This is a genomic window from Enterobacter sp. CCUG 70166 (assembly GCF_020224095.1).
Classification (GTDB): domain Bacteria; phylum Pseudomonadota; class Gammaproteobacteria; order Enterobacterales; family Enterobacteriaceae; genus Enterobacter; species Enterobacter intestinihominis.
In genome coordinates this window covers 91,987-106,241 of sequence record NZ_NRIQ01000014.1, presented here as the reverse complement: position 1 = coordinate 106,241, position 14,255 = coordinate 91,987, and the positions used below count along the sequence as shown (strand labels likewise).

General features: G+C 57.1%; 8 protein-coding genes. 2 read left to right on the top strand and 6 right to left on the bottom strand.

Going from position 1 to position 14,255, the window contains the following annotated elements; genetic code table 11:
• Positions 1-66: 66 nt before the first annotated feature.
• Together malQ and malP are read right to left on the bottom strand one after the other, a co-directional pair.
• Positions 67-2,145, bottom strand: a complete 2,079-nt coding sequence (malQ, locus tag CKK19_RS07310) for a 4-alpha-glucanotransferase (RefSeq protein ID WP_063853827.1) — start codon at positions 2,143-2,145, stop codon at positions 67-69.
• A gap of 9 nt (positions 2,146-2,154) precedes the next feature.
• Positions 2,155-4,548, bottom strand: a complete 2,394-nt coding sequence (gene malP / locus CKK19_RS07305; RefSeq protein WP_058645898.1) for a maltodextrin phosphorylase — start codon at positions 4,546-4,548, stop codon at positions 2,155-2,157.
• Between the two features lie 572 nt (positions 4,549-5,120).
• Here malP and malT point away from each other — a divergent pair.
• Entirely contained in the window at positions 5,121-7,826 is a 2,706-nt protein-coding gene (gene malT, locus CKK19_RS07300) for an HTH-type transcriptional regulator MalT (protein WP_063853828.1), read from the top strand.
• Between the two features lie 97 nt (positions 7,827-7,923).
• On the opposite strand, the gene CKK19_RS07295 is transcribed toward malT, so the two are convergent.
• From CKK19_RS07295 to glpE, 3 genes are read right to left on the bottom strand one after another with little or no spacing between them, the layout of a single operon-like run.
• Positions 7,924-8,682 (bottom strand): DeoR/GlpR family transcriptional regulator, encoded by a 759-nt coding sequence (locus tag CKK19_RS07295; protein ID WP_022649641.1) that lies wholly within the window; start codon positions 8,680-8,682, stop codon positions 7,924-7,926.
• Between the two features lie 16 nt (positions 8,683-8,698).
• Positions 8,699-9,529, bottom strand: a complete 831-nt coding sequence (gene glpG, locus CKK19_RS07290) for a rhomboid family intramembrane serine protease GlpG (protein WP_022649642.1) — start codon at positions 9,527-9,529, stop codon at positions 8,699-8,701.
• A gap of 47 nt (positions 9,530-9,576) precedes the next feature.
• A complete protein-coding gene (gene glpE / locus CKK19_RS07285) occupies positions 9,577-9,909 on the bottom strand; it encodes a thiosulfate sulfurtransferase GlpE (RefSeq protein WP_022649643.1) in 333 nt (110 codons plus the stop codon).
• 285 nt (positions 9,910-10,194) lie between these two features.
• Here glpE and glpD point away from each other — a divergent pair, with 285 nt between their 5' ends.
• Positions 10,195-11,703 (top strand): glycerol-3-phosphate dehydrogenase, encoded by a 1,509-nt coding sequence (gene glpD / locus CKK19_RS07280; protein ID WP_225455085.1) that lies wholly within the window; start codon positions 10,195-10,197, stop codon positions 11,701-11,703.
• 90 nt (positions 11,704-11,793) lie between these two features.
• Here the strand turns inward: glpD and glgP are convergent, their stop codons facing one another.
• The gene (gene glgP, locus CKK19_RS07275; RefSeq protein ID WP_023307123.1) at positions 11,794-14,241 is read right to left on the bottom strand and encodes a glycogen phosphorylase; all 2,448 of its coding nucleotides are present in this window, start codon (positions 14,239-14,241) and stop codon (positions 11,794-11,796) included.
• Positions 14,242-14,255: the final 14 nt, after the last annotated feature.

Here is a 14,255-nt window from a genome sequence, read left to right as displayed (position 1 = left end):
CCATGTTTCCGGTTCATACCTTAGCGCCTCCGGGCAATAAAAAACCCGCCACTGGCGGGTTTTTTATTATTTCTTCGCGGCTGCTTTTCGCCGTTTATCCAAATCCTTAATCAGCCTGTTCACCCCGTCATCGGCGAACATCGCTTCAAGCGTAGTGGACAGCTTGCGACGCCAGTTTTTGTACTGATAGCTGGTGCCGGGAATGTTTACCGGCTCCGCCATATCAATCCAGTCTTCCGGTTGCAGACCGAGCAACGCGCTGTTGCTGTCGGCAATATAGCGCTGTAAGCCACGGTTAAGCGTTGGCGTCATCGACATCAGCGCCGCCTTATGCCCGGCGCGCTTCGGCAGACAGCCATGCTTATGCAGCGCATCCAGCAGCCCCTGTTTCGCCAGCTCACGATCCTGATACAACCCACGCAGAACCTCTTCATCCGGGTAGAGACCCAGCGTTTTGCCGAGCGTCAGGTCGCCGCTTTCCCAGTAGCCTCTGAGCGTAGGAAGATCATGCGTCGTCGCGACTGCCATTGACTGTTCAGGGTACGCTTTCGGCGCGCGGAAGGTTTTCTCATGGTCGTTTTCAAAATAGAGCACTTTGTAGGAGTAAACCCCGCTGTCGCGGAGCTTGCTGACAATCTCAACCGGCACGGTACCGAGATCTTCGCCAATCACCATGCACTGATGACGTTTACTCTCCAGCGCGAGGATTGAGAGCAGATCGTCCACCGGATACTGCACGTACGCCCCGTGATCGGCCGTTTCACCGTACGGGATCCACCACAGACGCAGCACGGACATCACATGGTCGATACGCAACGCGCCGCAGTTCTGCATGTTAGCGCGCAGCAGATCGATAAACGGCTCGTAGGCACGCGCCGCCATCACGTGTGGATCCATCGGCGGCAAGCCCCAGTTCTGACCAAGCGGGCCCAGAATATCCGGCGGCGCACCGACGGAGGCTTTCAGACAGTAAAGTTCACGGTCACACCAGGTCTCCGCCCCACCTTCCGCCACGCCGACGGCCAGATCGCGATACAGACCGATCGGCATGTTATAGCCCTGGCTCACCTGCCAGCAGGCAGCAAACTGGCTGTACGCCAGCCACTGCAACCAGAGATAGAAATCCACCTCGTCGGCATGCGTCTCACAAAACGCCTTCACTTCCGGGGTATCCACGGACTGATACGCTTCCGGCCACACCGGCCAGCCCCAGCGCATCTCATCCTCCTGGACCTGATACGCATGCAGCGCATCAAACGCAGCCTGCCAGTAAAGGCTCTCGCCTTCCTGCATCACAAACTGGCGGAAGGCTGCCATCTGCTCGTCGTCACGCTTCGCAAAGCCCTTCCAGGCCAGACGCAGCGCCGCCATTTTCAGCGCGGTCACGGAGGCATAATCGACCCAGTCCGCATCGCGGGCCTGTTTCAGCAGCTGTTGGGTGGTGTCCAGCTTCCACCACGCCTGCGCCTCTTTGCTGTTTTTGAAATCGTCTAACGCGTTAACGTCGATGTAGATCACGTTCAGCCAGCGGCGGGAAGACGGGCTGTACGGGCTGGCGCTTTCCGGATTCGCCGGATAGAGGGCGTGGATCGGGTTGAGACCGATAAATGCCCCGCCGCGCTCACCAACAGATGCCAGCATCTTTTTCAGGTCGCCAAAATCGCCAATGCCCCAGTTGCTGTCTGAACGCAAGGTGTAAAGCTGCACACAGGCGCCCCACAGCTTTTTGCCTTCGAGTAGCGCCTGCGGCTCATAGCAGCGCTTCGGCGCGACGATCACCCGACAGTGGAAGCGGCTGTCATTCTGGGTGAGCGTCAGGCTGTGATAGCCCTCCGGCAGCTTCGCCGGAAGGGTGAGGGTTTTACCGCCGGTGGCATGGCCTTTATGCTGATGCCCCTCTTCGGTGGTGAGCAGCCAGCTGAACTCGCCGCGACCTTCCACCGCCAGCGGCATCTTTTTGCCCGCGGTAAAGACCTTCACGTTCGGCACCGGCGCTCCCGACGCTTTCGCGTCGGTTTTGTGCATGGCATCCAGCAAACGTCTTTTGGTGTCCGCACCAATAGACTGCGGTTTGCCGTGCGCATTGATGTAACTGAGGCTAATTCCCGCCGCCTGCGCGGCACTGTCCAGACGTTTACTCTCCATCGCGCTTCCTTAGCGTTTTGCCTGCCAGATACGAGCCTGATAATCACGGATTGAGCGGTCAGAGCTGAACATACCGCAGCGCGCGGTGTTCAGGATACACGCGCGAGTCCAGGCATCCTGGTCACGGTACAGCACGTCGACCTGCTTCTGCGCTTCAACGTAAGCGGTGAAGTCCGCCATCACCAGGTACGGGTCGCCTCCCTGTTTGTCCATGCTGTGCAGCATCTGGTCAAACGCGTGCTTGTCGCCGTCGCTGTACTTCCCGCTTTCCAGCTCTTTCAACACCGCATCCAGCACTTTGTCTTTTTTACGCCATTTCACCGGGTCATACCCTTTGGCTTTGATGGCTTTCACTTCTTCAACAGTATGGCCGAAGATAAAGATGTTCTCTTCACCGACCTTCTCGGCGATTTCAACGTTCGCACCGTCCAGCGTGCCGACGGTCAGCGCGCCGTTCAGGGCCAGCTTCATGTTGCCGGTGCCGGACGCTTCTTTACCGGCGGTAGAGATCTGCTCGGAAATATCCGCCGCCGGGATCAGCATTTCAGCCGCAGAGACGCAGTAGTCCGGCAGGAACACCACCTTCAGCTTGTCGCCCACTTTCGGATCGTTGTTGACCGCCGCCGCCACTTTATTAATGGCAAGGATAATGTTTTTCGCCAGGTAGTAGCCCGGCGCCGCTTTCGCACCGAACAGGAACACGCGCGGGACGCGGTCGGCCTGAGGGTTCTCGCGGATCTCTTTGTACAGCGCCAGAATGTGCAGCAGGTTCAGGTGCTGACGTTTGTACTCGTGCAGGCGTTTGATCTGGATATCGAAAATCGCATTTGGGTTAATTTCAATTCCGGTACGCATTTTCACGAACTCGGCCAGACGTACCTTGTTCTCCAGCTTAATGGCGCGGTACTGCTCGCGGAACTTCGCGTCGTCAGCGTATTTTTCCAGGTTGATGAGCTGGTCGAGATCGTTGGCCCACTCTTTCTTCAGGGTCTTGTCCAGCAGGCCGGCCAGCAGCGGGTTGCACTGTTTGATCCAGCGACGCGGCGTAATGCCGTTGGTCACGTTGTGGAATTTGGTCGGCCACAGCTGGTGGTATTCCGGGAAGAGATCTTTCACCACCAGATCCGAGTGCAGCGCGGCCACGCCGTTCACCGCAAAGCCGCTTACCACGCACATGTTCGCCATGCGCACCTGTTTGTTGTGTACCACGGCCAGCTTCGCCCAGACGGCTTTGTCGCCCGGCCAGGTTTTCTCCACCAGCACGTTAAACTGGTCGTTAATTTTATTGATGATCTGCATATGGCGCGGCAGCAGCGTTTTCACCAGCTTCTCATCCCAGCACTCCAGCGCTTCTGGCATCAGGGTGTGGTTGGTGTAGGCGAAGGTACGGCTGGTGATGGCCCAGGCGTCGTCCCAGCTCAGCTGATGCTCGTCGATCAGCACGCGCAGAAGTTCCGGGATGGCAATGGTTGGGTGCGTGTCGTTGAGCTGAATAACTTCGAAGTCCGGCAGCTGCGCCAGCTTGCGGCCCGCCAGGTGGTGGCGGCGCAGAATGTCCGCCACGGAGCAGGCGCACTGGAAGTATTGCTGCATCAGGCGCAGCTTTTTACCCGCCAGATGGTTGTCGTTCGGGTAGAGCACTTTGGTCAGCTTCTCGGCGTCGATACCCTGCTGCTCGGCGCGCAGGAAATCACCGTCATTGAATTTAGTCAGGTTAAATGGATGCGCGTGCTTCGCCTGCCACAGACGCAGCGGCTGCGCCACGCCGTTACGGTAGCCGAGCACCGGCAGATCCCAGGCTTCACCGGTAATGGTGAACGCTGGTTCCCAGAGCCCCTGCTTCGTGACTTTCCCGCCAATCCCGACCTGCACATCCAGCTGTGCGTTGTGGCGGAACCACGGGTAAGTATTACGATGCCAGTCGTCCGGCGCTTCCATCTGGTGGCCGTCAGCGAACGACTGGCGGAACAGACCGTACTGGTAGTTCAGACCATAGCCAATGGCCGACTGGCCCACGGTTGCCATGGAATCCAGGAAGCAGGCTGCCAGACGTCCCAGACCGCCGTTACCCAGCGCCGGATCAATCTCTTCTTCCAGCAGATCGGTCAGGTTGATGTCGTGTTCTTTCAGCACATCGCCGACGTCCTGATACCAGCCAAGGTTCAGCAGATTGTTACCCGTCAGACGGCCAATCAGGAACTCCATCGAAATGTAGTTGACGTGACGCTGGCCTTTCACAGGCTTCGTCGCGGGCTGAGCGTCCAGCTGCTCTGCGAGCGCCCCGCTCACCGCCTGCCACCACTGGTGAGGCGTCATCTCGTTTGCAGCATGAAGGCCAAAACGCTGCCACTGACGCGTCAGGGCAGCCTGGAATTGAGCTTTGTTGAAAGTAGGCTGTGACATAGGGAATCGGCATCCTGTAGAGAGAAAACACATTTGGCGCTAGTGTGCCTGGCTCATTGCGCCTCTTCCTCCTCCTGTCGGGGATTAGGCAGGGAGGAGTAGCGGGGATGAGCATAAAAGTGTGATCGAGGCCACTGTGTAAGTGTGCGCTTCGCTGAAAAAGCGATCCCGGAAGAGCGTCAAAGAAATGAAATGCAGTTTCGGAGGAAATTAATCATCGCTGAAATGATTACTTACGTAGAATAATATTTCTCACGTACAGCGGCTTTCCAGCAACACTATTAAGCCAGAGCAACTTTCCCCAAAGTTAATTAACTTCACCGTCATTATCTCTTTCTGAAACCAGTTTCAGCGCAACCGCGCGCCATGCAGACAAGCCAGTAACAGCGCGGCATCCAGCCATTTATGAAAAGTTCCACTAATGATGAGAATGTTTTGTGACAGAGTGCAAATTCAGAGCCTCCAAACCCAGACATAACTTGCAATAGTTCCTCTATTGGCCGAACTTATAGATATTAATTACGAAGCGCAAAAAAATAAATTCTCTCGTTCCCCACAGTGAAGTGAAAACTATGTTGATTCCGTCCAAATTAAGTCGCCCGGTTCGTCTTGACCATACTGTGGTCCGCGAGCGCCTGCTGGCTAAACTTTCCGGTGCGCATAATTTCCGACTGGCGCTGGTTACGAGTCCTGCGGGTTATGGAAAAACAACGCTCATTTCGCAATGGGCGGCAGGTAAAAGCGATCTTGGCTGGTACTCCCTGGATGAAGGTGATAACCAGCAGGAGCGTTTTGCCAGCTATTTAATTGCCGCGATTCAGCAGGCAACCAACGGACACTGCGTCACCAGCGAGGTGATGGTGCAAAAGCGCCAGTACGCCAGCCTGTCCTCTCTGTTCTCCCAGCTGTTTATCGAACTGGCCGAATGGCATCGCCCGCTGTATGTGGTGATTGATGATTATCATCTGATCACCAACCCGGTTATTCACGAGTCGATGCGGTTCTTCCTGCGCCATCAGCCGGAAAACCTGACGCTGGTCGTCCTGTCGCGCAACCTTCCGCAGCTGGGCATTGCCAACCTGCGGGTGCGCGATCAGCTACTGGAAATTGGCAGTCAGCAGCTGGCCTTTACCCATCAGGAAGCGAAACAGTTCTTTGACTGCCGTCTGACTTCTCCGATTGAGGCGTCGGAAAGCAGCCGCCTGTGTGATGACGTTGCAGGCTGGGCCACGGCGCTTCAGCTGATTGCCCTTTCCGCGCGGCAAAACAATAGCCCAACGCACCAGTCCGCGCGCCGCCTGGCGGGCATCAACGCCAGCCACCTGTCGGATTATCTGGTGGATGAGGTACTCAACAGCGTGGACCTCACTACCCGCCATTTCCTGCTGAAAAGCTCCCTGCTACGTTCGATGAACGATGCGCTGATTGTGCGCGTCACCGGTATTGAAAACGGGCAGCTTCAGCTCGAAGAGATTGAACGTCAGGGTTTGTTCCTGACGCGAATGGACGATCCCGGCGAATGGTTTAGCTACCATCCGCTGTTTGGCAGCTTCCTGCGCCAGCGTTGCCAGTGGGAGATGGCCGCAGAGCTGCCAGAAATTCACCGCGCCGCCGCCGAAAGCTGGATGGCGCAAGGTTTCCCGAGCGAGGCTATCCACCATGCGCTGGCCGCCGGAGATGCCGGTATGCTGCGCGATATTCTGCTCAACCACGCGTGGGGACTGTTCAACCACAGCGAATTGACGCTGCTGGAAGAGTCGTTAAAAGCGCTGCCGTGGGAGAGCCTGCTGGAGAATCCGCGTCTGGTGCTGCTCCAGGCCTGGCTGATGCAGAGCCAGCATCGCTACAGCGAAGTGAACACCCTGCTGGCGCGCGCCGAGCAGGAGATGGAAAGCGAGATGGATGCCACCCTGCACGGCGAATTTAACGCCCTGCGTGCGCAGGTGGCGATTAACGACGGCGACCCGGAAGAAGCCGAACGGCTGGCGATGGTCGCGCTGGATGAGCTGCCGCTGGCGAATTTCTACAGCCGTATTGTGGCCACCTCGGTACACGGCGAAGTGCTGCACTGTAAGGGCGACCTCATGCGTTCGCTTTCGCTCATGCAGCAAACCGAACAGATGGCCCGCCGCCACGATGTCTGGCATTACGCCCTCTGGAGCCTGATCCAGCAAAGCGAGATTTTATTTGCTCAGGGGTTCCTGCAGGCCGCCTGGGAAAACCAGGAGAAAGCGTTCCAGCTGATCCGTGAACAGCATCTGGAACAGCTGCCGATGCACGAGTTCCTGTTGCGTATTCGCGCTCAGCTGCTCTGGGCATGGTCGCGTCTGGATGAAGCAGAAAGCTGCGCCCGCCAGGGCCTGAATGTGCTTTCGAGCTTCCAGCCGCAGCAGCAACTCCAGTGCCTGGCCCTGCTGGTGCAGTGCTCGCTGGCGCGAGGCGACCTGGATAATGCCCGCAACCACCTTAACCGCCTGGAAAACCTGCTTGGCAACGGACAGTACCATAGCGACTGGGTCTCCAACGCCGATAAGGTCCGGGTGATTTACTGGCAGATGACCGGCGATAAAAAGTCCGCCGCCAACTGGCTGCGTCACACGCCTAAACCAGAATTTGCCAATAACCACTTCCTGCAAAGCCAGTGGCGCAATATTGCCCGCGTGCAGATCCTGCTGGGTGACTTCGAGCCTGCCGAAATCGTGCTGGAAGAGTTAAACGAAAACGCCCGTAGCCTGCGCCTGATGAGCGATTTAAACCGCAACCTGCTGCTGTTAAACCAGCTTTACTGGCAGGCGGGACGTAAAAACGATGCCCAGCGCGTGCTGCTGGAAGCGTTGCAGCTGGCGAACCGCACCGGGTTTATCAGCCACTTTGTGATTGAGGGTGAAGTGATGGCCCAGCAGTTGCGCCAGCTGATTCAGCTCAACACGCTGCCGGAACTCGATCAGCATCGCGCCCAGCGCATTCTGCGCGAGATCAACCAGCATCATCGCCACAAGTTTGCGCACTTCGATGAGAACTTTGTTGAACGTCTGCTGAACCATCCGGAAGTACCGGAGCTTATCCGCACCAGCCCGCTCACACAGCGTGAATGGCAGGTGCTGGGGCTGATCTATTCAGGCTACAGCAACGAGCAGATAGCCGGTGAGCTGGCGGTGGCGGCAACCACCATCAAAACGCACATTCGCAATCTGTATCAGAAGCTGGGCGTGGCGCACCGTCAGGACGCGGTGCAGCATGCGCAGCAGTTGTTGAAGATGATGGGGTACGGAGTTTAGTTTTGTGCGGCCTGATGCCCTCACCCCGGCCCTCTCCCACAGGGAGAGGGAGAACAATTTGTAGGTCGGGTAAGCGCAGCGCCACCCGACACCACCGCTAGCACAACTCCAGCTGCAAATTGTTATCCTTAATCACCTGCAACACGCCCGCCGGCGGCATCTCGTCGGTGTAGACCGCATTCACCATGCTAATGCTGCCCATGTTGACCATCGCATTGCGGCCAAATTTCGAGTGATCCACCACCAGCATCACGTGGCGCGAGTTCTCAATAATCGCGCGCTTGGTGCGCACCTCGTGGTAATCAAACTCCAGCAGCGAGCCGTCGGTGTCGATGCCGCTGATCCCCAGAATGCCGAAGTCGAGGCGGAACTGAGAGATAAAATCGAGCGTCGCTTCGCCGATAATGCCCCCGTCGCGGCTGCGCAGTTCGCCGCCCGCGAGGATGATGCGAAAATCGTCTTTCTGCATCAACGTGTTAGCCACGTTCAGGTTGTTGGTCACCACGCGGAGGTTCTCATGGTTCAGCAGCGCATGGGCGACCGCTTCCGGCGTGGTGCCGATATCAATAAACAGCGTCGCGCCGTTCGGGATCTGGCTCGCCACTTTACGGGCGATACGCTCTTTCTCTGCCGTTTGCGTCGCCTTACGATCATGCCATGAGGTGTTCACCGAGCTGGACGGCAGCGCCGCGCCGCCGTGATGGCGCAGAATACGGTTCTGATCGGCCAGGTCGTTGAGGTCACGACGGATGGTTTGCGGGCTGACGGCAAACTGCTCCACCAGCTCTTCAGTACTGACGTATCCCTGTTTTTTTACCAGTTCGATAATGGCGTCATGACGTTGTGTTTGTTTCATGAAATATCCCTGGGAATTATGTTCGTTTTCGCGCATGGAGCGTATCGGCCAGCGCCATCGCCAGCCCGACCGCCAGGCCGGTAACGTGCGCACCATTGGCGATAGACATACCAAACAGATCAAACCATCCGGCAATAAGCCATATTAACGCAAAGGTTATTAATCCACGTTGTAAATAGATGCCGCTTTCCGGGTCGCGCTCGCCTCTGAGCCAGGCGTAACCCATCAGGGCGTACACCACGCCGGATAACCCGCCAAACCACGGACCGCTGAATTTATGCTGCACATAGCCGCTTAGCAGGGCGCTGATAAGGGTGATCACAATCAGCTTGCCGCTGCCGAGCCGCTTCTCCACCGCCCCGCCGAGATACCACCACCACAGCAGGTTAAAGAGGATATGCATCACCGAGAAGTGCATCAGCGCATGCGTGAAGTAGCGCCAGACGTCAAATTGCAGGGAGGGATCGTACGGCCATGCGAGGGCAATCATCACGCTCTGGTCGCCCACCACGCTCATAATAATGAAGACGATGATGCAGGCTGCCATCAAAAGCAGCGTAAACGGTCCTGCGCGCTCGCGGAGGGTGGCGAGAAACGGAAAACGTTGATAGTGCAGGCCACTGTCGGTCTGGCCGGATTGCCAGCTTGCTGCCAGATAACGCGGGTCGCCCGGGTTTTCCAGGAAACGCGCCAGCTCGGCGTTCACGCGCCCAGCCTGGCTTTCGTCTGCCAGCCAGACATCCGTCTGTGTATGCTGCTGAATAGTCAGGATAATGCCCTGCGTCGCCATATAGTCGACAAACGCCTGGGCGACGCGCGGGTTGCTAAAAGAGGTGATCATCAACATGGGCAGCGGTCGCTTATTTCCACACAAAAGGGGACAGTATAGCGGGATCAGCGCTCAAACGCGTATTCAACTTCTGCCGGGAAATGACGATGCCATGCATCAAAGCCGCCGTCGACGCTGTATACCGCGTCGTAACCCTGCTGGAGCAGATACTGCGCCGCGCCTTTACTGCTGTTGCCGTGATAGCACATCACCATCACCGGCGTGTCGAAGTCGTTATCGCGCATAAACGCGCCCAGCGTGTCGTTGGTGAGATGGAACGCGCCCGGCGTGTGGCCCATCGCAAAGCTCTGCGGATCGCGGATATCCACCAGCACCGCGGTTTTCTGGTGCATCTTCTGATGGGCTTCTTCTACGTTAATACATTCAAACTGATCCATGGTGTTCTCATCTTATATTCAGGTGTGGTGCGGTTTTCCCCTCACCCTACCCTCTCCCGGAGGGAGAGGGAAACGGATCACCCTCTCCCCGTGGGAGAGGGCTGGGGTGAGGGCATCAGACCGCACCATTTTACCCCGTAGTGTACGTCCTGGCGGCGGGTAAACGCCATTATGTTATCCATATCACTCTAAATTGTTTTTTTGATGTTACCAAAAGCGCGTTCCTTTGCTATTATGAGCGATATCGAACATTTTTGAGCTTTAACGAAAGTGCATGAGGGTGTTATGGAAACCAAAGATCTGATTGTGATAGGCGGGGGCATCAACGGTGCCGGTATTGCGGTTGATGCCGCAGGACGCGGTTTATCCGTGCTGATGCTGGAAGCTAACGATCTCGCCTGCGCGACGTCGTCCGCCAGCTCCAAGCTGATCCACGGAGGCCTGCGCTACCTGGAACACTACGAATTCCGCCTGGTCAGCGAAGCGCTGGCCGAACGCGAAGTGCTGCTGAAAATGGCTCCGCATATGGCGATCCCGATGCGCTTCCGCCTGCCTCACCGCCCGCACCTGCGTCCGGCGTGGATGATCCGCATCGGCCTGTTCATGTACGATCATCTGGGTAAACGCACCAGCCTGCCGGGTTCGACCGGTTTGCGTTTTGGCTCAGAATCGGTCCTTAAGCCTGAAATCGTGCGCGGTTTCGAATATTCTGACTGCTGGGTGGACGATGCGCGTCTGGTGCTGGCTAACGCGCAGATGGTCGAGAAGAAAGGCGGCGAGGTGAAAACCCGTACCCGCGCGACCGCCGCGCGCCGCGAAAACGGCCTGTGGATTGTGGAAGCGGAAGACGTAGATACCGGTGAGAAGTTTAGCTGGAAAGCGCGCGGCCTGGTGAACGCCACCGGCCCGTGGGTGAAACAGTTCTTCGATGACGGTATGCACCTGCCTTCTCCGTACGGCATCCGCCTGATCAAGGGCAGCCACATTGTGGTGCCGCGCGTGCATACCCAGAAGCAGGCTTATATCCTGCAAAACGAAGACAAGCGCATCGTGTTTGTGATCCCGTGGATGGACGAGTTCTCCATCATCGGCACCACTGACGTGGAGTACAAGGGCGATCCGAAAAACGTTGAGATTGAAGAGAGCGAAGTCAGCTACCTGCTGAAAGTGTACAACGCACACTTTAAAAAACAGCTGGCGCGCGATGACGTGGTCTGGACCTACTCCGGCGTGCGTCCGCTGTGTGATGACGAGTCTGACTCACCGCAGGCCATCACCCGTGACTATACGCTTGATATTCATGACGTGGACGGTCAGGCGCCGCTGCTGTCGGTGTTTGGCGGTAAGCTCACCACCTACCGTAAACTGGCGGAGCATGCGCTGGAGAAACTGGCGCCGTATTACAAAGGCATCGGCCCGGCGTGGACGAAAGGCGCCGTGCTGCCTGGCGGCGATATCGGCAATAACCGCGACGATTACGCCGCGAAGCTGCGTCGCCGCTTCCCGTTCATTACCGAAGGAATGGCGCGCCACTACGCCCGCACCTACGGCAGCAATACCGAACTGTTCCTCGGCGATGCGAAAGAGATTGCCGATCTGGGCGAGCATTTTGGCCATGAGCTGTACGAAGCGGAACTGCGCTACCTGGTGGAACACGAATGGGTGCGCCGTCTGGACGATGCCATCTGGCGTCGTACTAAAGAAGGGATGTGGCTGAATGCCGAGCAGCAGTCTCGCGTGGCGCAATGGTTGCAACAGCATGCGGGAAAGCGTGAATTGTCACTGGCGTCCTGAGGGTGACAAAAAATGCCCGGTGGCGCTGCGCTTACCGGGCCTACAGGATCGAGTAGGCCGGGTAAGGCGGAGCCGCCACCCGGCTTTGTTTTACAACCTCACCGGATCAATATGCCAGATATTCTCGGCATACTCTTTGATGGTCCTGTCTGACGAGAAGTATCCCATGTTGGCGATGTTATGCATCGCGGCGCTGGTCCACTTCTCCTGCTGACGGTACAGTTCGTCCACCTTATCCTGACAATCCACATAGCTGCGGTAATCCGCCAGCACCTGATAGTGATCGCCAAAGTTAATCAGCGAGTCCACCAGGTCACGATAGCGCCCAGGCTCCTCAGGGTTAAACACCCCGGTGGCGATTTGCGTCAGCACCTGGCGTAACTCTTCATCCTCTTCATAATACTCACGCGGCGAGTAGCCCTGCTTGCGAAGCGCCTCTACCTCTTCCGCCGTATTCCCGAAGATAAAGATATTCTCCGCGCCCACATGCTCCAGCATTTCGACATTTGCGCCGTCCAGCGTGCCGATGGTCAGCGCGCCGTTCAGGGCAAACTTCATGTTGCTGGTGCCGGATGCTTCCGTCCCCGCCGTGGAAATCTGCTCAGAGAGATCCGCCGCCGGAATAATCAGCTGCGCCAGGCTTACGCTGTAGTTCGGGATAAACACCACTTTCAGCTTGTCGCCAATGTCCGGATCCTGGTTCACTACCTTCGCCACATCGTTGATAAGATGAATGATGTGCTTCGCCATGTAGTACGCGGAGGCCGCCTTACCGGCAAAAATTTTCACGCGCGGCACCCACTCCGCCGTCGGGTCAGCCTTAATGCGGTTGTAGTGAGTGATGACGTGCAGGACGTTCATCAGCTGACGCTTGTACTCGTGGATACGTTTGATCTGCACGTCGAACAGCGCTTTCGGGTTCGCCACCACGTTGAGATGCATCGCCAGCCAGACTGACAGCCGTTTCTTATTCAGCAGCTTGGCTTCCCGTACGGCTTTGTTCACCGTCGGAAAATCAATGTGCTGCTCAAGCTCGCTCAGCTGGCTCAAATCGGTGCGCCAGGTGCGGCCGATATTTTCGTCCAGCACGTCAGACAGCGGCTGGTTCGCCAGCGCCAGCCAGCGGCGCGGGGTGACGCCGTTGGTCACGTTGCAGAAACGCGTCGGGAAGATCTTCGCAAAGTCTGCAAACAGCGACTGCACCATCAGGTTCGAATGCAGCTCTGAAACCCCGTTGACCTTATGGCTGATCACCACCGCCAGCCAGGCCATGCGTACGCGGCGACCATTGGATTCATCAATGATCGAGGCGCGGCTCAGCAGGCCGGTATCGTTCGGGTACTGCTCCTGCAAGGTCTTGAGGAAGTAGTCGTTGATCTCGAAGATGATTTGCAGGTGGCGCGGCAGAATTTTGCCGAGCATATCCACCGGCCACGTCTCCAGCGCTTCACTCATCAGCGTATGGTTGGTGTACGAGAACACCTGGCAGGTCACTTCAAACGCGTCATCCCAGCTGAACTTATGCTCGTCAATCAGCAGGCGCATCAGCTCAGGGATCGACAGCACCGGATGGGTATCGTTGAGGTGAATAGCGGTTTTTTCCGCCAGATTCGCATAGGTTTTGTGCAGCTGATAGTGACGGCTAAGGATATCCTGAATCGTTGCCGAGACGAGGAAATACTCCTGACGCAGGCGCAGCTCGCGGCCTGAGTAGGTCGAGTCATCCGGATACAGGACGCGGGACACATTCTCAGAGTGGTTTTTATCTTCCACCGCCGCGAAGTAGTCACCCTGGTTGAATTTACCCAGGTTGATCTCGCTACTGGCCTGCGCGTTCCACAGGCGCAGCGTATTGGTCGCATCGGTGTCGTAGCCGGGGATGATCTGGTCATAGGCCACGGCGAGGATCTCCTCGGTTTCCACCCAGCGGGATTTTTTCCCTTCCTGCTGAATACGCCCGCCAAAACGCACCTTGTAGCGCGTGTTGTGGCGCTTGAACTCCCACGGGTTACCGTACTCCAGCCAGTAGTCCGGCGACTCTTTCTGACGGCCATCAACGATGTTCTGCTTGAACATGCCGTAGTCGTAGCGAATACCGTACCCGCGTCCCGGCAGCGCCAGCGTCGCCAGTGAATCGAGGAAGCAGGCGGCAAGACGCCCGAGACCACCGTTACCCAGCCCCGGGTCGTTCTCTTCGTCAATCAGCTCTTCTAAGTCCAGCCCCATCTCTTCCAGTGCGTTTTTGACGTCGTCATAAATCCCGAGCGATAACAGCGCATTGGAGAGGGTGCGACCAATCAAAAACTCCATCGACAGGTAATACACCTGTCGCGTCTCCTGCGAGAGCTGGGCGCGGTTGGAGCGCAGCCAGCGTTCGACCATACGGTCACGCACCGCAAACAGCGTGGCGTTCAGCCACTCATGTTTGTTGGCAATAACGGGATCTTTCCCAATGGTAAACATCAGCTTATAGGCGATGGAGTGTTTCAACGCCTCAACGCTGAGCGTGGGGGAAGAGTAGCTAAATGGAGCATTCATATCAGTAACTTCGC